The 22,351-nt window shown below is 75.1% G+C and carries 22 protein-coding genes; 8 read left to right on the forward strand and 14 right to left on the reverse strand.

Going from position 1 to position 22,351, the window contains the following annotated elements; genetic code table 11:
• Nucleotides 1-9: 9 nt before the first annotated feature.
• Nucleotides 10-1,383, reverse strand: coding sequence for a Na+/H+ antiporter NhaA (gene nhaA / locus BM158_RS20270; protein WP_091563922.1), 1,374 nt, complete (start codon nt 1,381-1,383; stop codon nt 10-12).
• Nucleotides 1,384-1,521: 138 nt separating this feature from the next.
• Here nhaA and BM158_RS20275 point away from each other — a divergent pair, with 138 nt between their 5' ends.
• A complete protein-coding gene (locus BM158_RS20275) occupies nt 1,522-2,592 on the forward strand; it encodes a calcium/sodium antiporter (RefSeq protein WP_091563925.1) in 1,071 nt (356 codons plus the stop codon).
• On the opposite strand, the gene BM158_RS20280 is transcribed toward BM158_RS20275, so the two are convergent.
• The 10 genes from BM158_RS20280 to BM158_RS20325 all read right to left on the reverse strand — a co-directional run bounded on the left by BM158_RS20280 (nt 2,500) and on the right by BM158_RS20325 (nt 11,718).
• Nucleotides 2,500-2,865 carry a monovalent cation/H(+) antiporter subunit G gene (locus BM158_RS20280; RefSeq protein ID WP_091563928.1) on the reverse strand — a complete coding sequence of 122 codons (366 nt, stop codon included), beginning with the start codon at nt 2,863-2,865 and terminating at the stop codon, nt 2,500-2,502. The two genes, BM158_RS20275 and BM158_RS20280, sit on opposite strands and share 93 nt — an antisense overlap.
• On the reverse strand, nt 2,862-3,131 hold the full coding sequence (locus tag BM158_RS20285; protein ID WP_229827865.1) for an MrpF/PhaF family protein: 270 nt from the start codon (nt 3,129-3,131) through the stop codon (nt 2,862-2,864). Before BM158_RS20285 ends, BM158_RS20280 begins: the two co-directional genes overlap by 4 nt.
• Nucleotides 3,128-3,460 (reverse strand): Na+/H+ antiporter subunit E, encoded by a 333-nt coding sequence (locus tag BM158_RS21930; protein WP_165629040.1) that lies wholly within the window; start codon nt 3,458-3,460, stop codon nt 3,128-3,130. Before BM158_RS21930 ends, BM158_RS20285 begins: the two co-directional genes overlap by 4 nt.
• A complete protein-coding gene (locus BM158_RS20295) occupies nt 3,457-4,920 on the reverse strand; it encodes a proton-conducting transporter transmembrane domain-containing protein (RefSeq protein WP_091563933.1) in 1,464 nt (487 codons plus the stop codon). Before BM158_RS20295 ends, BM158_RS21930 begins: the two co-directional genes overlap by 4 nt.
• Nucleotides 4,917-5,228, reverse strand: a complete 312-nt coding sequence (locus BM158_RS20300) for a sodium:proton antiporter (RefSeq protein WP_091563935.1) — start codon at nt 5,226-5,228, stop codon at nt 4,917-4,919. Before BM158_RS20300 ends, BM158_RS20295 begins: the two co-directional genes overlap by 4 nt.
• On the reverse strand, nt 5,225-7,918 hold the full coding sequence (gene mbhE / locus BM158_RS20305; protein WP_091563938.1) for a hydrogen gas-evolving membrane-bound hydrogenase subunit E: 2,694 nt from the start codon (nt 7,916-7,918) through the stop codon (nt 5,225-5,227). Before mbhE ends, BM158_RS20300 begins: the two co-directional genes overlap by 4 nt.
• Before the next feature lie 157 nt (nt 7,919-8,075).
• On the reverse strand, nt 8,076-9,917 hold the full coding sequence (locus BM158_RS20310) for a glycoside hydrolase family 15 protein (protein WP_091563940.1): 1,842 nt from the start codon (nt 9,915-9,917) through the stop codon (nt 8,076-8,078).
• Between the two features lie 114 nt (nt 9,918-10,031).
• Nucleotides 10,032-10,637: a permease gene (locus BM158_RS20315; protein ID WP_091563942.1), complete on the reverse strand. Its 606-nt coding sequence runs from the start codon at nt 10,635-10,637 to the stop codon at nt 10,032-10,034.
• 95 nt (nt 10,638-10,732) lie between these two features.
• Nucleotides 10,733-11,524 (reverse strand): glycerophosphodiester phosphodiesterase, encoded by a 792-nt coding sequence (locus tag BM158_RS20320; protein WP_091563944.1) that lies wholly within the window; start codon nt 11,522-11,524, stop codon nt 10,733-10,735.
• Complete coding sequence (locus BM158_RS20325; RefSeq protein ID WP_091563946.1) at nt 11,521-11,718, reverse strand: hypothetical protein; 198 nt, start codon at nt 11,716-11,718, stop codon at nt 11,521-11,523. Before BM158_RS20325 ends, BM158_RS20320 begins: the two co-directional genes overlap by 4 nt.
• Before the next feature lie 63 nt (nt 11,719-11,781).
• Between BM158_RS20325 and BM158_RS20330 the strand changes: the two genes are divergently transcribed.
• Nucleotides 11,782-12,879, forward strand: coding sequence for an SDR family oxidoreductase (locus BM158_RS20330; RefSeq protein WP_091563948.1), 1,098 nt, complete (start codon nt 11,782-11,784; stop codon nt 12,877-12,879).
• Here the strand turns inward: BM158_RS20330 and BM158_RS20335 are convergent.
• Entirely contained in the window at nt 12,869-13,459 is a 591-nt protein-coding gene (locus BM158_RS20335) for a DUF1353 domain-containing protein (protein WP_091563950.1), read from the reverse strand. The two genes, BM158_RS20330 and BM158_RS20335, sit on opposite strands and share 11 nt — an antisense overlap.
• Before the next feature lie 124 nt (nt 13,460-13,583).
• Here BM158_RS20335 and BM158_RS22785 point away from each other — a divergent pair, with 124 nt between their 5' ends.
• Entirely contained in the window at nt 13,584-15,008 is a 1,425-nt protein-coding gene (locus tag BM158_RS22785; RefSeq protein ID WP_091563953.1) for a lytic murein transglycosylase, read from the forward strand.
• A gap of 18 nt (nt 15,009-15,026) precedes the next feature.
• Here the strand turns inward: BM158_RS22785 and BM158_RS20345 are convergent, their stop codons facing one another.
• Nucleotides 15,027-15,425, reverse strand: coding sequence for a TIGR03618 family F420-dependent PPOX class oxidoreductase (locus BM158_RS20345; protein WP_091563955.1), 399 nt, complete (start codon nt 15,423-15,425; stop codon nt 15,027-15,029).
• 29 nt (nt 15,426-15,454) lie between these two features.
• On the opposite strand from BM158_RS20345, the gene BM158_RS20350 reads away from it, so the two are divergent.
• Nucleotides 15,455-16,336 (forward strand): ABC transporter substrate-binding protein, encoded by an 882-nt coding sequence (locus BM158_RS20350; protein WP_091563957.1) that lies wholly within the window; start codon nt 15,455-15,457, stop codon nt 16,334-16,336.
• Here the strand turns inward: BM158_RS20350 and BM158_RS20355 are convergent.
• On the reverse strand, nt 16,326-17,246 hold the full coding sequence (locus tag BM158_RS20355; protein WP_091563959.1) for an aldose 1-epimerase family protein: 921 nt from the start codon (nt 17,244-17,246) through the stop codon (nt 16,326-16,328). The two genes, BM158_RS20350 and BM158_RS20355, sit on opposite strands and share 11 nt — an antisense overlap.
• 304 nt (nt 17,247-17,550) lie before the next feature.
• On the opposite strand from BM158_RS20355, the gene BM158_RS20360 reads away from it, so the two are divergent.
• From BM158_RS20360 to yjfF, 4 genes are all read left to right on the forward strand, one after another.
• Nucleotides 17,551-18,504, forward strand: a complete 954-nt coding sequence (locus BM158_RS20360; protein WP_191328768.1) for an ABC transporter substrate-binding protein — start codon at nt 17,551-17,553, stop codon at nt 18,502-18,504.
• A gap of 98 nt (nt 18,505-18,602) precedes the next feature.
• Nucleotides 18,603-20,129, forward strand: coding sequence for a sugar ABC transporter ATP-binding protein (locus BM158_RS20365; protein WP_207506837.1), 1,527 nt, complete (start codon nt 18,603-18,605; stop codon nt 20,127-20,129).
• Complete coding sequence (locus BM158_RS20370) at nt 20,122-21,300, forward strand: ABC transporter permease (RefSeq protein ID WP_207506839.1); 1,179 nt, start codon at nt 20,122-20,124, stop codon at nt 21,298-21,300. The genes BM158_RS20365 and BM158_RS20370 overlap by 8 nt, the downstream gene beginning before the upstream one ends.
• Nucleotides 21,297-22,337: a galactofuranose ABC transporter, permease protein YjfF gene (gene yjfF, locus BM158_RS20375; RefSeq protein ID WP_091563963.1), complete on the forward strand. Its 1,041-nt coding sequence runs from the start codon at nt 21,297-21,299 to the stop codon at nt 22,335-22,337. Before BM158_RS20370 ends, yjfF begins: the two co-directional genes overlap by 4 nt.
• The last annotated feature ends 14 nt before the right edge of the window (nt 22,338-22,351 follow it).

Genomic DNA, 22,351 nt, shown 5'->3' on the forward strand with positions numbered 1-22,351 from the left:
GGGGCGGTGTCAGCCGGTCGGACCGGTCGAGCGCTTGCGGGCGGCGGCCTCGTCCACGGTCTCCCGCGGGGAGGTCCGGTCCACCGCGCGGCCGTGCTCCTGGTAGACGTCGGGGATGCCGTCGCCGTCGTCGTCGCGGGCCTCGGCCTCGGCGATGCGGCGGTAGACGCGGTCGCGGGGCTTGAGGACGGCGGTGGCCAGCAGCGCGGCGAGCAGGGTGCCGGTCAGCACGCCGACCTTGACGTGCTCGTCCCGCAGCGAGCCGGCGCCGAAGGCCAGCTCGCCGATGAGCAGGGAGACCGTGAACCCGATGCCGGCCAGCAGCGAGAGCCCGACGACGTCCGGCCAGCGCAGGTCGGTGTCCAGGCGGGCGCGGGTGAACCGGCTGACCAGCCAGGTCGCGCCGGTGATGCCGATGGCCTTGCCGGCGACCAGGCCGACGACGATGCCGATCGCGACGGTGTCGGTGAGCGAGGCGCCCAGGCCCGACAGCCCACCCACCGTGACACCGGCGGAGAAGAAGGCGAAGACCGGGACGGCGATGCCCGCGGAGATCGGCCGGATGCGGTGCTCGAAGTGCTCGGCAAGCCCGGGGCCGGCGTCCGGACCGCCGGCGGCCTCGCTGCGCACGACCGGGACCGTGAAGGCCAGCAGGACGCCCGCGACGGTGGCGTGCACGCCGGACTCGTGCACCAGCACCCAGGTGGCCGCGGCCAAGGGCAGCAGCACCCACCAGGAGCGGATGCGCCGCTGCACCGCGACGGCGAACAGCGCCAGCGGGATCAAGGCCAGCGCGAGCGGGCCGAAGGACAGCGACGAGGTGTAGAAGACCGCGATCACCGTGATGGCGAGCAGGTCGTCGACGATGGCCAGGGTCAGCAGGAAGGTGCGCAGCGCGGCCGGCAGGTGGGTGCTGATGACCGCGAGCACGGCGAGGGCGAAGGCGATGTCGGTGGCGGTGGGGATGGCCCAGCCGGCCAGCCCGCCGTCGCTGCGCAGGTTGATGACCGTGAAGATCAGCGCGGGCACGGCCATGCCGCCCACCGCGGCGGCGATGGGCAGGGCGGCCTTGCGGGGGTCGCGCAGGTCGCCGGCGACGAACTCCCGCTTGAGCTCGAGGCCGGCGACGAAGAAGAAGATCGCCAGCAGGCCGTCGGCCGCCCAGGTGCCCAGGGACAGGTCCAGGTGCAGGGACGCCGGGCCGACGACGGTGTCGCGCAGCCCCTCGTACGCCGACGCCCAGGGGGTGTTGGCCCAGACCAGGGCGGCGACGGCGCCGGCGATCAGCAGGACGCCGCCGACGGTCTCCTTGCGCAGCAGCGCGGCGATGCGGGTGGCCTCGCCGTAGGTGCCTCGGGCGAACAGGCGGGTGGGGGAGGACACAGAGCGGCTCCGGGTGCAGGGGTCGGTCGAGGAGTTGCCGACCAGACTTCCCGGCGCACCGTCCACCACAGTACCGGTCGGGGTGGCCCGCCGCCGCGCGGACGAGCCGGTCCGTCGGAGGGGTGCGACGATCCGGCCGTGCTGGTGTTCCTGCTGGTGGCGGGCCTGGTCGCGCTGGTGGCGGGCGGCGAGCTGCTGGTCCGCGGGGCGAGCGGCCTGGGCCGCGCGTGCGGCCTCTCGCCCCTGGTGGTCGGGGCGACCGTGGTGGCCACCGCCACCAGCGCGCCGGAGCTGGCCGTCTCCGTCGACGCGACGCTGTCCGGGTCGCCGGGCCTGGCGGTCGGCAACGCGGTGGGCAGCAACACCGTCAACATCCTGCTGGTGCTCGGCGTCGCCGCCCTGGTCCGGCCGCAGACCGGTGACCGAGCGCTGCTGCGCCTCGACCTGCCGGTCGCGCTGGGCCTGGCGGTGGCGCTGCTCGTCCTCGGCCTGGACGGCGGTCTCGGCCGGTGGGACGGCGCCCTGCTCACCCTGGGGGTGCTCGGCTACCTGGCCGCCGCCGTGGTGCGCGGCCGGCGGGCACCCGCCGAGGAGGCGTCACCGGGGGACCCGCACCCGGTGCGCGACGTCCTCGCGCTGCTGGCCGGGGTGGGCCTGCTGGTCCTGGGCGCGAACTGGCTGGTCGACTCCGCCAGCACCATCGCGGCGTCCCTCGGTCTGTCCGACCTGGTGATCGGGCTGACCGTGGTCTCGGTGGGCACCGCGCTGCCGGAGATCACCACCGCGGTGCTCGCCGCGGTGAAGGGCGACACCCAGCTGGCGGTGGGCAACGTCGTCGGCAGCAACGTGGCCAACATCGGCATGGTGCTCGGCATCCCGGCGCTGGCGCTGCCCGGCGGCATCGCCGTCGACCCCGCGGCCGTGCGGTTCGACGTGCCGGTGATGGCCGCGGCGACCGTCGCGCTGGGCGTCGTGCTGTGGACGGGCTCGCTGGTCAGCCGGCCCGAGGGTGCGGTGCTGCTGGCCTGGTTCGTCGCCTACACCGCCTACCTGGTGCTGGACTCCGCCGACCACGACGCGCTGGGGCCGTTCAGCGCCGTCCTGCTGTGGTTCTGCCTACCGGTCACCGTCGTGGCCGCGGCCGGGCTCGCCGTCCGGGAGGTCCGCGCCGGGCGAGGTGCCGGTCCCGGGCGCGAACGGCGCGCCTGACACCCGGGCGGCCTGGCCGATCTCGAGACCGGCGATGGGCACGGTGAACAGCTGCAGCGCCACGGCGAGCAGCAGGACGACGACGGCGGTCGGGCCGGGGGAGAGGACGACGACGCCGAGCAGCACCAGGACCAGCCCGAGCCCGCCGGCCTTGGCGACGGCGTTGGTCCGGTTGTAGACGTCGGGCATCCGGACGAGGCCCACCGCGGCGACGACCACGAGCAGCACGCCGAGCCCCAGCAGCACGTCGCCGGCCACCGTCTGCAGGGTCACCGCGACCGCCTCGCCACGAGCCGGGCCAGCGCGACCGTGGCCAGGAACCCGACCAGGGTGCCGACCAGCACCAGGTCCAGCAGCGCCGGGGTGCGCAGCCGGACCGCCAGCAGCGCGACCGCGCAGAGCGTGACCAGGAAGCCGAAGTCCACGGCCAGCACCCGGTCGGCGTCGGTGGGGCCGACGACCGCCCGGACGGCGGCGACCACCAGGCACAGCGCCAGCAGCACGAGGGCGGTGTCGAGCACGACGTCCTGGGCGATCACGAGGTCCTCCCGGTCCGGCCGAACGCGGCGAGCATCCGCTCCTCCAGCTCGCGCAGGTCGGCCAGCTCCTGCGCGCTGTCGCGGGCGTGCACGGCGTGCACGGTGACCACGCCGGTGCTGCGGTCCACCACCAAGGTGCCGGGGGTGAGGCTGACCAGGGCGATGAAGCTGGCCACCTCGCCGTCGGTCCGGCTCCGCAGCTCGTACCGGACGACGACGGGGCGGTGCGCCAGCCGGGGGCGGAGCACGTGGCCGGCCACCACCACGTTGGCCACCAGGAACTGGCGCAGGTACCACGCCGCGAAGGCCGCCAGCGCCAGCGGCCTCACCGGGTCACCGCCGCGACCCAGGCCGACGGGTCGGCCAGCTGCTCCCCGGCGACGGTCGCCGCGGCCAGCAGGGGCTGCGCCCAGAGGCCGAGCACCACCGCGGCGCCGGCCAGCAGCAGCGGCGGGCCCAGCAGCGTCGCCGGCACCCGGCCCGCCGGGGCGGGCAGCGGGGACGGCTCGCCCCAGAAGACGCCGTTCCACAGCTTGAGCATCGACACCAGGGTCACCGCGCTGACCGCGACGACGGCGAGCAGCACCCACCACGGCCCGTCGGCGGCCGCGGCGGTGGCCAGCTGCAGCTTGGCCACGAAACCCGAGGTCGGCGGGATGCCGACGAGGGCGAGCGCCGCACCGGCGAACGCGACGGCCAGCCAACGCTCGCGGTGCACCAGCCCGCCACCGAGCCGGGCCAGCACGTCGGTGCCGTAGCGCACCTCGACGGCCCCGCCGACCATGAACAGCGCCGCCTTGACCAGCACGTACTGGACCAGGAAGAAGGTCGCGGCGGCCAGCCCGGCCACCGTGGACAGGCCCAGGCCGACCAGCACGTAGCCGATCTGGCTGACCATGTGCGCGGTCAGCACCGGCCGGACCGCCGTCGCCCCCACGGCCGACAGCACCCCGACCACCATCGTGAGGACGGCGACGACGAGCACCACCCAGAGGAAGCGCCGGTCGCCGTCGAAGAGCACCGCGTACAGCCGGAAGAGCGCGTAGAGCCCGACCTTGGTGAGCAGCCCGGAGAACAGCACGGTCACCGCCGGCCCCGCCACGGAGTAGGACCCGGGCAGCCACGAGTGCAGCGGGACGACGGCGGACTTGATGCCCATCGCCAGCAGCAGCAGGGTCGCGGCCAGCGCGGCGGGGGCGCTCCCGGCGGCGACCCCGGCCAGCTGCCCGAGCTGGACGGTGCCGGTGACGCCGTAGAGCAGGCCGATCCCGCCGAGGAACAGCGTCGAGGCCAGCAGGTTCACGCTCACGTACAGCCGGGCGCCGGCGATGCGCTGCCGGCGGCGGGCCAGGGTGAGCAGCACGTAGCTCGGGATGAGCACGACCTCGACGAAGACGAAGAGGTTGAACAGGTCCGCCGTCGACGACGCCCCGGAGACGCCCGCCGACATGACCAGCACCAGCGGGGTGAAGGTGCGCTCGCGGTCCTCGCCGGTGCCGATCGCGTAGACCAGCCCGAGCAGGGTGACCGCGGCGGTGAGCAGCAGCACCAGGGCCCCGAAGGTGTCCAGCGCCAGCACGATCGCGATCCCCGCCGGCCACCCGCCGATCTGCGCCACCGGGACCTCGCCGCCCAGCGTGCGGGCCAGCAGCACCGCGGCGGCGACCACCACCAGGGCGGTGCTGCCGATGCCGAGCACGCGGGCCAGCACCGTCGACCGTGGCGCCAGCAGCAGCACCGCGGCGGCCACCAGCGGCAGCGCCACGGGCGCGACGACCAGGGCGTTCACGACGGGCCCCGGGCGTCGTCGTCGGGCTCGTCGGAGCCGGCCCGCAGCAGCCCGAGCAGGTAGACGGTGACCGCGAAGGCGATGACCACCGCGGTGAGCACGAACGCCTGGGGCAGCGGGTCGGCCGTCTCGCCCGCGCCGTTGCCGGGCAGCGCGAACCCGCCCCGGTCACCACCGGCGGCCAGCACCAGCACGACCATCGCGTGCCCCAGGAGCACGAACCCCAGGACGACGCGGAGCAGCCCCCGCTGCAGCACCAGGTAGGCCCCGCCGGCCACCAGGAGGCCGACGGCCACCGCCGCGGTCACGCCGCCGCCCCCTCGAGCTCGTGCCGGGGCCGAGCACCCAGCGCCTGCACGACGGCCACCACCAGCGCCAGCACCATCAGCCAGACGCCGACGTCGAACACCAGCGCCGAGCTCAGGGACGGCAGCAGGGAGAACGGCGTGAGGAGTGCGTCGCCGACCGCCAGCGGGGCCACCCCCACGCCGACGGACAGCACGGCGCCGGCCCCGAGCAGCACGCGGGGCCGCAGCCACCGGCTGGTCGGGACGGTGCCCGAGGCGAGCTGCCGCAGCGCGACCGCGATCCCGGCGACCAGCGCGGAGATGAAACCGCCGCCGGGCTGGTCGTGCCCGCGCCACAGCAGCCAGGCCGACAGCAGCAGCATCCCGGGGGCGAGCAGCCGCGTGCCCACCCGCAGCAGCACGTCGTCGGTGTCGGTGGGGTGCGGCACGGTGGCCGACCCCAGCAGGAGCAGGCCGAGCGCGGCGACGCCGACGACGACGGACTCCAGCAGCGTGTCCAGGCCGCGGAAGTCGACCAGCACGGTGTTGACCACGTTGGTGCCGCCAGTGAGCTCCTCGGCGCGGTCCAGGAAGAAGGTGCCGGCCGCGGACAGCTCGCGCCGTCCGGTCAGCGCGGCCGTCGCGCCGGCGGCGACCAGGCCGACCGCGACCGCCAGGACGGCGGCGGGCCGGCGCCGCGGGCCGGGTGCCGGCAGCCGCAGAGGCCGGCCGCGCAGGACCAGCACGAGGACGACGGCCGTGAGCACCTCGACCAGCAGCAGGGTGATCGCGACGTCCAGCGCGCCGGACAGCAGCAGCCACAGTGCGACGAACAGGCCGGTGACCCCGACCAGGGCGACCAGCGCGACGGTGCGGGTGGCCAGCACGGTGCCGAGCACGGCGGCGGCCAGCAGCGCGACGACCAGCCAGCGGCCGGGGTCCCCGGCGTCCACCCGACCGGGCAGCGGGCCGACCGTGACCAGCCCGACGACGCCGAGCGCGACCACGGCGAGCAGCGGCCGGGCCAGGTGCGCGGCCAGCGTGGGCGACCGGTCCGGGGCACCCACCCGGCCACCGAGCGCGAGCAGGGCGTCGTGGCCGCGGGTGAACAGCGCGGGCCCGTCGGGGAGCCGGAGCCGCTGCAGCGCGGCGTCGACCCGGTCGCGCTGCCAGAACAGCACGAGCCCGACGGCGACGGTGGCCGTCGACATGGCGAGCTCGGGGCTCAGCCCGTGCCAGGCGTAGACCGACGGCGGGGTGGACCCGGGCAGCGCGTCGGTGGTGGCGCTGTCGATGACCGGGTCGAGCAGCGACACGGCCGGGCCGGCGGCGACCCCGACGGCCGCGGCGACGGCGGCGGGCGCGAGGAAGGCCGGTGCGGGCTCGTAGAGGTCGGGCTGCTCGACCGGTCCGCCGAAGGCGCCCCAGACGATGCGGGCGCCGTAGGCGAAGGTCAGCGCCGAGGCGATCACCGCCACCGCGCCGGCGACGGGGCCGGCCCACGGGGTGACGTCGGCGGAGAGGAGCCCCATGAAGAGGTACTCCTTGCTGACGAACCCGAGCATCGGCGGTACCCCGGCCATCGACAGCGCGGCGACCGCGGTGGCGGCCGCCGTCCACGGCATGACCGTGCGCAGTCCCGAGAGCTCGCGGACGTCGCGGCTGCCGGTCTCCTTGTCGATGATCCCGACGAGCATGAACAGCGTCGCCTTGAACAGCGCGTGCGCCACGGTGTGCAGCAGCGCCGCGGCCAGCGCGGTCGCGGTGCCGACCCCGATGACGGCGACGAGCAGGCCCAGCTGGCTGACCGTGGAGCGCGCCAGCACCGCCTTGAGGTCGTGCTCGCGCAGTGCCTGCACCGCCCCGAGCAGGGCGGTGGTCAGCCCGACGGTGATCAGCACCGCCGACCACGCGGTCTGCCCCGCGAACAGCGGGCTCATCCGGACCAGCAGGTAGATGCCGGCCTTCACCATCGTCGCGGCGTGCAGGTAGGCGCTGACCGGGGTCATCGCGACCATCGCCCCGGGCAGCCACGACTGGAACGGGAACTGCGCGCTCTTGGTGAACGCCGCGACCGCGACGCAGGCCGCGACCGCGACGGCGTAGGGGCTGTCCAGCACGGCCGCCGGGTCGGCGAGGACGGCGGACAGCCGCGTGGTGCCGGCGGCCAGGGTCAGCAGGACGACGGCGACCAGCAGCGCCAGCCCGCCGACGACGGTGACCACCAGCGCGTGCCGGCCGGGCCCGGCGGCCTTCGCGCCCGCGGTGGAGACCAGGGCGAAGGAGCAGAGGGTGGTGATCTCCCAGAACACGTAGAGCAGCACCAGGTCGTCGGCGAGCACCAGCCCGACCATCGCGGCGGCGAAGAGCGTGAGCAGCGGGTAGACCGGGCCGCGCGCGGCCGTGTCGGAGAGGTAGCGGCAGCAGTAGGCCATCACCAGGGCACCGACGACGAGCGCGACCAGGCTGAACACCAGCGAGACGCCGTCCAGCCGCAGCGCCAGGGAGACCCCGAGCTCGGGGACCCACTCGACGCCCCAGTCGACGGTGCGGTCGTCGAGGACCGTCGGCGCGTGCGCGGCCAGCACGCCGGCGACGGCGAGGAAGCCGGCGGCCAGGACGTAGCCGGCGTTGCGCCCCAGGGCCCGGGTGAGCAGCGGAGCGCCCGCGGCGAGCCCGCCGAGCACCGCGAGGGAGACGAGCAGGCTCACCGGACCGACAGGGTGCCCGTGCTCGCCACGCCGACGAGGATGCGGGGTCCCGGGGACTCCTGCATCTCGGAGCACCGCGCTGACCTGCAGTTCCGTCGTGCAACCGACCGTGGCCGCACCGTTCCCGGGGGCGTCCTCGGCCCCTCCGGCGACCCGGTCACGCCCGCCCCGCCCGGGCCCGTGCCAGCTTCCACCCGGAGGCGATGACGCCCAGGTGGCTGAACGCCTGCGGGAAGTTGCCGAGGAACGAGCCGTCCCGGGGGTCGATCTCCTCGCTGAGCAGGCCCAGCGGGGTGGCCCGGGCGCACAGCGAGTCGAAGAGGGCCTCGGCCTCGTCGAGGCGGCCCTGCCCGGTGAGGTTGTCCACCAGCCAGAAGCTGCAGAGCATGAACGCGCCCTCCTCCCCGGGCAGCCCGTCGTCGGACTCGCTGTGCAGGTAGCGGTAGAGCAGCCCGTCGCCGGCGTCGAGGTGCTCGCGCACCTTCTCCACGGTGGCGACCATCCGCGGGTCGTCGAAGGGCACGACGCCGCGCAGCGGCAGCGCGAGCAGCGACCCGTCGAGGCCCCCGTCGTTCGCCTTCCCGTCCTCGGCGAGGTGCTCGGTGAAGGTGCCCCGCTCGTCGTCCCAGGACCGCTCGAGGACGGCGGCCCGCATCTCGTCGGCCGCGGCCCGCCACCGCTCGCGGGGGTGGTCGAGGCCGCAGCGCTCGGCGATCCGCAGCGCCCGGTCGACCGCCACCTGGCACATCGCGACCGAGTAGGTGAACGGCCGGCCGGCCCCGCGGATCTCCCAGATGCCCTGGTCGGGGGTGCGCCACTGCTCGATGGCCTGCTCGGCCAGCGCCGACAGCGCCCGCCAGAGGTGGTCGTCGACCGAGCCGCCGTCCGAGGCCCACTGGTGCGCGACGTCCATCAGCTCGCCGTAGACGTCGTGCTGGGTCTGCCCGGCCGCGCCGTTGCCCCAGCGCACCGGGGCCGACCCGCGCCAACCGCGCAGCACGGGGTCCTCCCGCTCCTCGGGCGGCTGCCCGCCGTCCAGGGCGTACATGATCCTCGGGCCGCCGTCGCGCTCGGCGTTCGTGAGCGTCCAGGCGAGGAAGGAGTCGGCCTCGGTGGTCAGCCCGATGCGGCGCAGCGCGTAGACGCTGAACGCGGCGTCGCGGACCCAGGTGTAGCGGTAGTCCCAGTTGCGCACCCCGCCCACCTCCTCGGGCAGCGACGAGGTGGCGGCGGCCATGATCGCGCCGGTGGCGGCGTGGTCGAGCAGCTTGAGCGTGAGCGCCGAGCGGCGGACCAGCCGGCGCTGCGGGCCCTCGTACCGGATGCGGGCCGCCCAGGCCCGCCAGGCCGCCGCCGTCTGCTGCACCAGGGTCTCGGGGTCCTGCCGGTCCTGCAGGCGGGTGTTGCCCGACCAGTGCAGGGCGACGGTGAGCGGGTCGCCGGCGCGCAGGGTGACCGTGCCGCACAGTGCGCCGTCCTCGGCCTGCAGCGGGTGGGAGCACCACAGGGTGAGCCGCAGGTCGGGGCGGGCGGGCCAGGTGAGGGCCCAGCCGCCGCCCTCCTCCCGGACCTCGACGTCGTCCCCCGGGCGCAGCCGCACGGTCAGCTCGGCCCGGCCGCTGACCACGCGGGCCAGCCGCAGCAGCTCCGAGCGTCCGGCGGGGACCAGTTCGGTGAGGTCGGCACCGGCCCGCAGGGTGAGGCAGTCGGTCACCTCCACGACGCCGTCCGGGCCGTGCAGCTCGGTCAGCAGCACCCCGGTGTCGTCGAGGTAGCGCTGGTCGGCGGACACCAGGCCGGTGAGCTCCAGGTCGAAGGACCCGCCCCGTTCGTGGTCGAGGAGCCCCGCGAGGAAGGGCGGGGAGTCGAAGTCGGGCAGGCACAGCCAGGGGATCGAGCCGTCCCGGGCGACCAGCGCGCACGTGGCGCCGTCCCCGATCAGGCCGTGGTCCTCGATGGGCAGCTGACCGCGGTCTCGGGTCAGGGGGCGGGTCGGCACAGGTCTCTCCCGGGTGTCGGCGCGTCGTCCCGGCTCAGGTGCCCCGCGACCGGCCCGGCAACCGTGCCCCCGGCCCCCTCGCGCCGGTGCGGCGTGAGGGGGCCGGGACGGACGTCAGCGCCGGGCGGGGTGCTCGGCGGCGACGTCCCGCTTGGACGGCCACATCTTCGAACCCACGACCCCGCCGAGGGCCGAGGCGATGATGGTCAGCCCGAGGCCGAGGGATGCCCAGCTGGCGCTGGAGGTCACCGCGTCCGCGGCCTGGGCGGGGTCGACGTCGGGCGTCCCGACCGCACCGATGTCACCGACCACCTGGGACAGCGGGCCGAGCAGCGCGCCGCCGCCGAGCAGGGCCAGACCCAGGATGGCCACGATGCCGGCGGACCAGACCAGGATGCCGTGCAGCAGGCCGTCGTCGACCCCCCGCCACATCGAGCTGGCGCCCGCGGTCAGCCCTCCCAGGAAGAACGCGACCAGACCGGCGACGCCGCTGATCACGCCGGCCTCGGTGCCGTCCTGCTCGGCGATGTCCCACCAGCCCAGCGCGAGGGTGATGACCTCGATGAGCAGGAAGGTGGGGAGGGCGACCACGAGGCCGGCCCACACCGGTCCCCACCGCACCCGGTCCTGCCGGGGCGGGACGGCGAGCCGCTGGTCGTCCCGGGTCCGGACGTCGTGCGCTGCTGTGCCCACGGTGTGGGCGCCGTCGTCGGCTGTCATGTCGTTGCCTCTCGTCGTGGCTGACGCCCCACGCTTCGAGACGGTGCTCCGTGGTGTGTGCCCGTCGATCCGGTCGTGACACACCGCCACCCCGATCAGCGGGTCACGACCTCCGTGACGCCGGACACCATGAGCCCGGCGGCGCCGCGGTCGAGGGCCTGCCGGGCCTGCTCCCGGGTGGCGACGACGTGGCCGAAGACCGGTCTGCCGGTGGCGACGGCGTCCGCCCAGGCCGGCACCGGTCCGTCCCAGGGCAGGGCAAGCAGGTCGTAGCGCACCTGGTCGGCGTCGAAGGTCGGCAGGTCGCTCGTGAACCAGTAGCCCCAGGTCCGGTAGCCGCGCTCGCGGGCCGCCTCGGGCACCGCGACCGACGGCCCGTAGCTCTTCAGCACGAACCGGTCGGGTCCGCCGGCAGAGTCGAGCAGGTCGAGCAGGCCGGCCGGGTCGGCGGCGGGCTTGTCGTCGACCAGCCACACCCGGTCGGGGTGCTCGGCCAGCACGTCGGTCAGCCGGGCCATCGGCAGGTCGCCGTCGACGGTCCGCAGCGCGGACAGCTGCGCCCACGTGCTGGTCGCGATGTCGAGGTCGGCGTCGAACTCCGCGCCGGTCGTCGCGTCGTGGCAGACCACCCAGACCCCGTCGGCGGTGAGCCAGACAGGTGCCTCCAGCGCCAGGGACGGCGACCAGTCGGCCGCCCGGTCGTAGGCGTAGGAGGTGCCCTCGGGCCAGTCGGCGCTGCCACCGCGGTGCGCGATGAGGGACGGCGAGTGCGCCAGCCACGCCTCGACCGGGGTGCGCAGCGGCTGGGCGGCGCCGGTGACGGGGCTGCTGCAGCCGGCCAGCACGAGCCCGCCGACGACCAGCACCAGGGACAGCCGGCGCCTCACCGGTTCTGGCGGCGGGCGACCACGACGGCGACGACGAGGACCAGCGCCAGCGGCGCCCAGCCCGGCAGGCCGAAGGGGCCCAGGACGACCCGCGCGATGAACAGCACGAGCTGGAGGGCGACCCAGAAGCCGACCAGCAGCACGATGAAGTACAGGACCGGTCGTTCCATCTGGAGGCGGCGCAGGTAGTCCATGTGCCCATCATCCCCGGCCCGCGCAGGGAACAGGGCGGGACGCGGCCGTGCTGCCCCCTGGTGATGAGCACCGACACCAGCACCCCGACCCCGCCCTTCCTCGGCGCGCACGCCCTCGTGGTCGGCGCCAGCGGCATCACCGGCAGCGCGCTGGTGGAGAAGCTGACCGCCGGCGGGTGGGAGGTCTCCGGCCTCTCGCGCACCCCGGTCCCGGGCTCCAGCGCCCGCCACGTCCGCGCCGACCTGCGCTCGCCGGACTCCCTGGCGCAGGCACTGGGCGAGCTGCGACCCACGCACGTGTTCTTCTGCGCCTGGTCCAGGCAGGAGACCGAGGCCGCGAACATCGTGGTCAACCGGGCGATGGTGGCCGACCTGCTGGCCGCGTTGGCGCCGGGCCGGAGCGTCCGGCACGTCGCGCTGGTCACCGGGCTGAAGCACTACCTCGGCCCCTTCGAGGCCTACGGCCAGGGCGAGGTGCCCGACACCCCGTTCCTCGAGGACGCCGAGCGGCTGCCGGTCGAGAACTTCTACTACGCGCAGGAGGACGCGCTGTTCGAGGCGGCGGCGCAGCAGGGGTTCACCTGGAGCGTGCACCGCTCGCACACCGTCATCGGCCACGCCGTGGGCAACGCGATGAACATGGGCTCGACGCTGGCCGCCTACGCCGCGGTCTGCCGGGCCACCGGCCGCCCGTTCACCTTCCCCGGGTCGGCGACGCAGTGGGACTCCCTCGTCGACATGACCGACGCCGGCCAGCTCGCCGACCACATGGTCTGGGCCTCGACCACCGAGGCCGCCGCGGACCTGGCCTTCAACGTGGTCAACGGCGACGTCTTCCGGTGGCGCCGGATGTGGCCGCGGCTGGCCGCCGCCCTCGGCGTCGAGCCGGCCGGGTTCCCGGGCGAGCCCCAGCCGCTCGAGCAGCAGATGGCCGGCGCCGAGGAGGTCTGGGCGCGGGTCGTCGCCGAGCACGGGCTGGTCGAGCCCGACCTCTCCCGCGTCGCGTCCTGGTGGCACACCGACTCCGACCTCGGCCGCGACGTCGAGGTGGTCGCCGACATGAGCCGCTCGCGGCTGCTCGGCTTCACCGGCTACGTGCGCACCGAGGACTCGTTCCTCCGGCTGTTCGACCGCTACCGCGCCGACCGCCTCATCCCGTGACGGGCTGGTCACCGGTCCGCTCCGTCGACTCGCGCTCGGCCAGCCACGGGCCGGGCGGGTCGGCGGGGCGGCCGGCCAGCCGCAGCGCCAGGCTCAGCGCCCGGTCGACGACGGCGTCCACGGCCAGCCCCACCGCGACCACCACCGACACGGGCAGCACCAGCGGGGCGACGGCCACCGAGAGGAGCAGGACGGCGGGGGCGTCGCGCACCCACCCGGGGCGGCGGACGGGGCTGGCCAGCGCGCCCCACCGCACGCCGGTCCACATCACCCAGCGGCGCAGCACCGGCGTCCCCAGTTCCCGGCACATGCGGCGGAAGACGCCGTCGGCGTCCCTGCTGCTGATCACCCCGGCGGCGATGCCCACGTCGCAGAACCAGTCGTGCACGACCGCCGCCGCCGTCCACGGCCCGTCGGCGGGGATGAGCCAGCGGACCGGGACCGGCACCGAGGCGAAGTCGGACTCGAATCCCGCCGGGACGACCCACTCCTCGGCCCGGCCGGCGTAGACCAGCGGCGCGGTGAGCGTCCAGTGACCGCTGGCGGTCTGCTCCACGCGCGGGCGGGTCAGGAACGGCACGGCGCCAGTCTGGCCGACGGTTCCCCCGAACAGGGGGCTGGACCAGGTCCTTGCCTCCGCTTACGGTCGGACGCGGCGGTCGGGTCGACGGGGACCCGCACCGGACGACGGCGGGAGACCCAGGATGAGCCGCGGGCCCGGCACGACCCTGCTGCTGGCCGTGCTCGGCGGCGTCGCCGTCGCGACGCTGCCGGCCGTCGTCGGGCCCGGCACCGGCACCTCGCCGGGACCGCGCCACGAGGAGCTCGTGCTCGCCGCCGAGCGGGTGCACGACCCCGACCTCGACCTGGACGCCGGGCTCCCGGCGACCCGGCGGGCCGGCACCGCCGCCGAGGGCGCCACCGCCGACGGGGACGACGCCCCGTCCCCGCACCGGTCCGGTTCGGTGGACCCCGACCTCGACGGCGCACCCCGGCCGTCGGCCACCCGCAGCTCCAGCACGCCCGCCTCGGGTCTGGCCGCCTCCGGCATCCCCACCACCGCGCTGGAGGCTTACCGCGCCGCCGCCGACGCGCAGGACTGCGGCATCGACTGGACCCTGCTCGCCGCGATCGGCCGGGTGGAGTCCAACCACGGCCGCTTCGGCGGCGCGACCCTGCACACCGACGGCACGTCCAGCCCGGCGATCATCGGCATCCCGCTGGACGGCGGCCCCGGCGTCGCCACCATCACCGACACCGACGGCGGCCGGTTCGACCGCGACACCGTGCACGACCGGGCGGTCGGCCCGATGCAGTTCATCCCGGGCACCTGGGCCCGCTACGCCGCCGACGGGGACGGCGACGGCGTGCGCGACCCGTTCGACGTCCACGACGCCGCCGCGGCCGCCGCCGACTACCTCTGCACCGCCGGCGGGGACCTGTCCACGCCGGCCGGGCAGGCGCGCGCAGTGCTGGCCTACAACCGCTCGCAGAGCTACGTGGACACCGTGCTGGGCCTGGCCGCGACCTACGCCGGCACCGAGGTGACCGAGGTGCCGACGCCCACCGCGCCGCCCACGGTCCCACCGGCCGCACCGCCGGCGCCTTCGCCGCAGCCGGCCCCCGCACCGGCGCCCACCCCGAGCCCCGCGCCGACCCCGGTCCCGGCGCCCACCCCGACCCCGACGCCCGCCCCCGAGCCGACGCCCGCGCCCACCCCGACGCCCGCGCCGAGCCCGGCCCCGACGCCGGACCCGACCCCGACCCCGACGCCCACGCCCGCGCCGACCCCGGCGTGCCCCGGTGACGGTGCGCCCGCCGTCGTCGACGTGGTCGACGGCACCGGGCGGCCCGGGGTCGCGGACGAGCTGCTCGCCGACCTGACCGCGGCCGGTCTCACCACCGGCACCGTCACGGCGGTCGACGGCGGCACCGCGGCGGTGGAGGGGCCGGCCGGCGACGGCGGGGCGGCCTGGCTGGCCGACGCGCTGGGCCTGCCGGAGCTGGCCCGCGACGGCGACGTCGAGCACGTCACCGTGGCGCTCGGCCCGGGCACCACCGCCGACGACCGCACCGCCGACGTCCTCACCGCCGCGGACGCCCTGCCCGACTGCACCCCGGCCGGCTGACCCGGGTCCGGCCGGTGCTCAGCCCTGGGGCGAGTGCACCGAGTCGGCCTCGATCGTGAGGACCAGCCGCTGCTGGTCCCGGCCGCCGTACCAGGGGTAGGGCCCGCCGAGGTACTTCTGGGCCAGCGCCTCGATGTGCTCGACGGCGCCGTCGGCCGTGACGTCGACGACCCTGCCGCGGACGCCGAAGTAGCGCGACGGGTCGGCCGGGTCGGCGACGTTCAGGGCCACCCGCGGGTCGCGCTCGACGTTGCGGACCTTCTGGAACCCGGCGACCGAGTTGACCCGGATCCGGCCCCGGTCGTCGGCGTCGACCCAGGTCTGGGTCATCTGCGGTGCACCGTCGGGCATGAGGGTGGCGACGAAGCAGGGCGCCGGGGAGCGCAGCAGCGCCAGCAGGCCGTCGGGGAGGTCCATGCCCCGACGCTACGACCTACCGTCGGGGGATGCGCGTGGTCTCCCTGCTGCCCTCGGCGACCGAGGTCGTGGCGGCCCTCGGCCTGGCCGACGACCTCGTCGGCGTCAGCTTCGAGTGCGACCGGCCGCCGGGCATCCGCGAGCGCGCGGCGGTCGTGGTCGGCGGGCTGGACACTGCCGGGCTGGGCCCCGGCGAGGTCGACGCGGCGGTGCGGGCGCGGGTGGCGGCGGGGGAGGACCTCTACACCCTGCACGCCGGCGCGCTGGCCGACCTCGCCCCGGACCTGGTGATCTCCCAGAACCTCTGCCAGGTCTGCGCGCTGCCCGCGGGCACCGTCCGCGACGCCCTGGCCCACCTCGGCACCGACGCCGACGTGCTCACCCTCGACCCGCACACCCTCGACGAGGTGCTGGCCACCATCACCGCCGTCGGCGGGCGGGCCGGGGTGCCGGGGCGGGCCGCCGAGCTGGTCGCCGCCCTGCGGGCCCGGCTGGACGCCGTCGGCGCCGCGGTGGCCGGTCGCCCGCGCCCCCGGGTGGCCGTCGTGGAGTGGACCGACCCGCCCTTCACCGCCGGCCACTGGGTGCCCGACCTGGTCACCGCCGCCGGCGGCGAGCCGGTCGGCGCCGCCAGCGGCGCCCGCAGCGTGACCACCACCTGGGGCGCGATCGACGCCGGCGACCCCGAGGTCGTCCTGGTCGCCCCCTGCGGCTACGGCCTGGACGCCGCCGTCGAGCAGGCGCGGACCGTCGCCGGCCACCTGCCCGGCCGCACCGTGTGGGCGATCGACGCCGACGGGCTCGTCGTCCGGCCCGGGCCGCGGCTGGTGGACGGCGTGGAGGCCATCGCCGCGGTGCTGCACCCGGACGTCGTCCCGCCGTCGGCTGCGGTGGCGCGGGTCAGCGGCTGAGCGCCTCGATCTCCCACGTCGCGGTGTGCACGGCGCCGGGCTCGAGCACGACGAGGTCGGTGCCGGTGCGCAGGGCGTCGGGCGGGCAGGTCATCGGCTCGACGGCGAGGCCGACCCGGTCGTCGGCGGGGTCGGGCCGGTCGGCGGTGTGCACCTGCACCCACGGCAGCTGCGACGGCGACCAGTGCATCGCCACGCCCGTGCCGTCGGCGGACCACACCCGGGCGGACACCCGCTCGGAGGAGCCCAGCCCGGTGTAGGCGTGGTCGACGGCCAGCCCGCGCAGGGACCGCCGGCTGCGGAAGTCCAGGTCGGTGGTGGCGACGTCCGCCAGCCCCGTGGGCAACAGGCGCTCGTCGTCGACGGTGAGCACCTGGGCGGCGTGGAGCTCGAGCTCCCAGTCGTCGACCCGGCCGGGCCCGGCGACCAGGTAGGGGTGCACGGAGCTGGCCCACGGTGCGGGCTCCCCGCCGACGTTGCGGCCGACGACGGTCCACCGCAGCCCGGCACCGGTCAGCTCGTAGTCGACCTCCACGTCGAGCAGGTGCGGCCAGCCCTGCTGCGGCCAGATCCGAGCCCCCAGCCGGAGCGTGGAGGCGGTGCGGTCCACCAGGGTCCAGGGGGTCCAGCACAGCAGGCCGTGCAGGGCGTTGCCGCGGTCGGGCTCGGTGAGGGCGAGCTGCTGCTCGGTGCCGGCGAAGGAGTACCGGCCGTCGCCGACCCGGTTGGGCCAGGGCGCCAGCACCGACCCCCGGTACAGGGGGCGTGGGACCTGGACCGGGAACCCCCGCACCAGGTGCCGGCCGGCCGCGGACAGCTCGCGCAGCCCGCCGCCCACCTCGGTGACCACGGCACGGACGTCACCGGAGACGAGCTCGTGCTGCGCGCCGGACGGGGCCGGACTGGTCATGCCGGGGCTCCTCGGTTCGATCGGCCGGCCGTCGCGGCAGACCTGCCGGCGCAGTCTGGTAGCGCTCACAGGACCTCGTCAAGCACGTCCCGATGCCCGCTTCGGCACGCCTTGACCCGAGCTGGTCCGATGCACATTCGTTACACAGGATGTGCTTGACGCCACATGTGTGAGCGCTAACACTTCGCCCCCAGAACGAGCGGGCCGCACCGGTGGGCAGCCGTTCGAGCGGACCGGCCCGGACTCCCCGGCCGGCCAGACCAGGTGGAGGCAGTCCGTGTTCAGGAAGACCTTGGTGACCGCGATGGCGGTCGCGGTGGCGTTCGGGGCGACCGCCTGCGGTGGCGGCGACGACAGCTCGGCCTCCGGCGGGAGCGGCGGCGACGGCACCATCACGATGGGCTTCTCGCAGGTCGGAGCCGAGAGTGGCTGGCGCACGGCCAACACGGCGTCGATCCAGCAGTCGGCCGAGGACGCCGGCATCGAGCTGCAGTTCTCCGACGCGCAGGGTGAGCAGGAGAACCAGATCTCGGCGATCCGCTCCTTCATCCAGCAGCGCGTCGACGTGATCGCCTTCAGCCCGGTCGTCGAGACCGGTTGGGACTCGGTGCTGCTGGAGGCCCAGCGCGCCGGCATCCCGGTGATCCTCACCGACCGCGCGGTCGACTCCGAGGACGACTCGCTCTACGAGACCTTCCTGGGCTCGGACTTCGTCGAGGAGGGCAAGAAGGCCGGCGAGTGGGCGGTGGAGAACTGGGGCTCGCAGCCCACCTTCGTCGCCGAGCTGCAGGGCACGACGGGCGCGGCCCCGGCCATCGACCGGCAGCAGGGCTTCGCCGACGCCATCGAGGGGACCGACAACATCGAGGTCGTCGCCTCGCAGTCCGGTGACTTCACCCGTGCCGGTGGCCGCGAGGTCATGGAGGCGATGCTGAACTCCAACCCGGAGATCAACGCCGTCTACGCGCACAACGACGACATGGCCCTCGGCGCCATCGAGGCCATCGAGGCCGCCGGCAAGACCCCCGGCGTGGACATCCAGATCATCTCCGTCGACGCCGTCCGCGACGGCATGCAGGCCCTCGCCGACGGCCAGATCAACTTCATCGTCGAGTGCAACCCGCTGCTGGGCGACCAGCTGATGGAGCTCGCCGAGCAGGTCGTCGCCGGCGAGGAGGTGCCCAAGCGGGTCGTCACCGAGGAGACCACCTTCACCCAGGAGCAGGCCGTCGAGGCGCTGCCGGACCGGCAGTACTGATCCCGTCCGGGTCCCGTTCTCCCACGGGGACCCGGATGCCCGCCCCGCCGCCGGCCACCACCGGCGGCGGGGCACCCCTACTCCTGGAGACCCACGCCATGAGCACCCCAGCACCCTCGCCGGTCGTCGAGATGTCCGGCATCACGATCGAGTTCCCCGGCGTCCGCGCCCTGGACGGGGTGGGCCTGCGCCTGTTCCCCGGCGAGGTGCACGCCCTCATGGGCGAGAACGGCGCCGGCAAGTCGACCCTCATCAAGGCCCTCACCGGCGTGTACCGCTACGACGCCGGGACGGTCACCGTCGACGGCGTCCCGCAGCGCTTCGGCACGCCCGCCGAGGCGCAGGGAGCGGGGATCAGCACGGTGTACCAGGAGGTGAACCTCTGCCCCAACCTCACCGTCACCGAGAACATCGTCCTCGGCCGCGAGCCACGGCGGCGGGGGTCGATCGACCGCCGGGCCTCCCGCGAGCGGGCCCGGCGCGTCCTCGGCGAGCTCCACCTGGACCTCGACCCGGGCAGCGTCCTGGGCAGGCACCCCATCGCGGTGCAGCAGCTGGTCGCCATCGCCCGTGCGGTGGACACCGACGCCAAGGTGCTCGTCCTCGACGAGCCCACCTCGAGCCTGGACGCCGGGGAGGTCGCCGAGCTCTTCCGCGTCGTGCGCGCCCTGCGCGACCGTGGCGTGGCCGTGCTGTTCGTCTCGCACTTCCTGGACCAGGTCTACGAGATCAGCGACCGGATGACCGTGCTGCGCAACGGCCGACTGGTGGCCGAGCACCGCACGGCCGAGCTCTCGCGGCTGCAGCTGGTGCAGGAGATGATCGGCCGGGAGCTCTCCACCCTCGAGCACCTGGACCGCGAGCCGTCCGCCGACACCCCCACCGACGCCGTCCCGCGGCTGCGGGCGCGCCGGCTGGGCCGGACCGGGGCCATCGCCCCGACCGACCTGGACGTGCACGCCGGCCGGGTGACCGGGCTGGCCGGGCTGCTCGGTTCGGGCCGCACCGAGCTGACGCGCCTGCTGTTCGGCGCAGACCGGGCCACCTCCGGCAGCCTGGAGGTCGACGGCCGGCCGGTGCGGTTGCGCACCCCGCGCGCCGCCATCGCCGAGGGCATCGCGTTCTGCTCCGAGGACCGCAAGGGCGAGGGCGTGGTCGGTGACCTGACCGTGCGCGACAACGTGCTGCTGGCCCTGCAGGCCCGCCGCGGCTGGCTCCGGCGGATCCCCCGCAAGCAGGGAGACGAGCTGGTCGCCAAGTACATGCAGGCCCTCGACGTCCGGCCGGCCGACCCGGACGCACTCATCCGCAACCTCTCCGGCGGCAACCAGCAGAAGGTGCTGCTGGCCCGCTGGCTGCTCACCGAACCCCGGCTGCTGCTGCTCGACGAGCCCACCCGGGGCATCGACATCGGCGCCAAGGCCCAGATCCAGGCGCTGGTCAGCCAGCTCGCCGCCGAGGGCATGTCCGTCGTCTTCGTCTCCGCCGAGCTGGAGGAGGTGCTGCGGATCAGCGACCGCATCACCGTCCTGCGTGACCACCGCGCGGTCGCCGACGTCCCGGGCAGCACCGCCACCCTCGACTCCGTCGTCGACCTGATCGCCAGTGGAGGCGACCGTGCCTGAGACCCCGACGACCCCCCGCGCGCGGCGCATGGTCGACCTGTCCTCGCCCGTGGTGTGGGCCGCGGCGGCCCTGCTGGCGCTCCTGCTGTTCAACGCCGTGGTCAACCCGGGCTTCTTCGCCGTGCGCATCCAGGACGGGCACCTGTTCGGCTCGCCGGTCGACGTCCTGAAGAACGCGGCACCGACGCTGCTCATCGCCGTGGGCATGACGCTGGTCATCGCGACCCGGGGCATCGACCTCTCGGTCGGCGCGGTCCTGGCCATCTCCGGCGCGGTGAGCTTCACCATCATCGACGGCTCCTCCGACCCCTCCTCGCCGGCCACCGCCGCGATCGCCATCGGCACCGCCCTGGCGGTCGGCCTGGTGCTGGGGGTGTGGAACGGGTTCCTGGTCTCCGTCGTCGGGATCCAGCCGATCATCGCGACCCTGGTGCTCATGACCGCCGGCCGCGGGCTGGCCATGCTGGTCACCGACGGCCAGATCATCACCGCCGAGAGCCCGGCCTTCACCTGGCTCGGCCGGGGCTACGTGCTCGGCCTGCCCGCCCAGGTGGTGCTCACGCTGCTCGTCCTGCTGGTGGTCGCTGCACTCACCCGGCGAACCGCGCTGGGCACCCTCATCGAGGCCGTCGGCACCAACCCGGAGGCCGCCCGGCTGGCCGGCGTCCGGTCCCGCTCGATCACCTGGACCGTGTACGTCTTCGTCGCCTTCACCGCGGCGGTCGCCGGCCTGATGACCAACGCCAACGTCAGCGCCGCCGACGCCAACCGGGCCGGGCTGTTCATCGAGCTCGACGCCATCCTCGCCGTGGTCATCGGCGGCACGTCGCTGGCCGGCGGCCGGTACTCCCTCACGGGGACCGTGCTCGGCGCGCTGATCCTGCAGGCGCTGACCACCACGACCCTCACCATGGGCGTGCCCGACGAGTACGTCCGGCTGTTCAAGGCCGTCGTCATCATCGCGGTCTTCCTCCTGCAGGCCCCGCGCATCCGCGCAGCCCTCGGGCGGCGACGGCGCGGCGCCCGGGGGGTCACCTCGCCGGACGTGCCGCCGACCGACGCGGCCGCCGACGACGTGCGTCCCCTCACGCCGGCGCAGGCAGCCAACTCCCCGACGACCGCCATGCCCGACGCCGCACCCAGCCCGACCGACCAGGGGGTCCTCCGATGACCGTCACCGACACCGCTCCGGCTCCCGCACCGCAACGGCCCGGCCGCTCGGCCGGCCGGTCGGCGTACGCCTGGCTGCGCCGGACCGACACCGGCTCCAGCACGTTCTCGGTGCTGGTGACCGCCGTCCTGCTCGTCGTCCTGTTCGGGGCGGGCACCGTGCGGTACGAGAACTTCGGCTACCCGCAGGTGGCACTGAACCTGCTCGTCGACAACGCGCACCTCATCGTGCTCGCGGTCGGCATGACCTTCGTGATCCTCACCGGCGGCATCGACCTGTCCTCCGGCGCGGTGGTCGCGCTGTCCACCGTCGTCGCCGCGTCCCTCCTGGAGAAGGGCTGGGCCGCGCCCCTGGTCATCGCGCTGGTGCTGGCCATCGGCACCCTGCTGGGGTGGGCGATGGGGGCAGCGGTGCACCACCTCCAGCTGCAGCCCTTCATCGTCACCCTCGCCGGGATGTTCCTCGCCCGCGGGCTGTGCTTCGTCATCAGCGAGCCGTCGATCCCCATCCGCGACGACCTGTTCACCGGCCTGGCGCAGAACGTCGTCGAGCTGCCGGGGAACACCTACCTGACCTACGCGGTGGTGATCGCCCTCGTGGTGGTCGCCGTCGCGGCGTTCGTGCTGCACCGCACCCGCTTCGGCCGCACGGTCTACGCGATCGGCGGCAACGAGCAGTCCGCGGGCCTCATGGGTCTGGCGGTCGGGCGGACCAAGGTCGCGGTCTACGCGATCAGCGGGTTCTGCTCGGCCCTCGGCGGCCTCCTCTTCAGCCTCTACATCCTCTCGGGCTGGAGCCTGCACGCCATCGGCATGGAGCTCGACGCCATCGCCGCCGTGGTCATCGGCGGCACCTTGCTCACCGGTGGCTCGGGTCTGGTGCTCGGCTCCTTGCTGGGTGTGCTCGTGCTGGGCACCATCCAGTCGCTGATCTCGTTCGACGGAGGTCTCAGCTCCTGGTGGACCAAGATCACGATTGGTCTGTTGCTCCTGGTGTTCGTGGTCGTCCAGCGGGTGACGACCCGACGCCGTCGGTGACGCTGCTCGCCCCT

This window comes from Klenkia taihuensis, assembly GCF_900112525.1.
Lineage (GTDB): Bacteria > Actinomycetota > Actinomycetes > Mycobacteriales > Geodermatophilaceae > Klenkia > Klenkia taihuensis.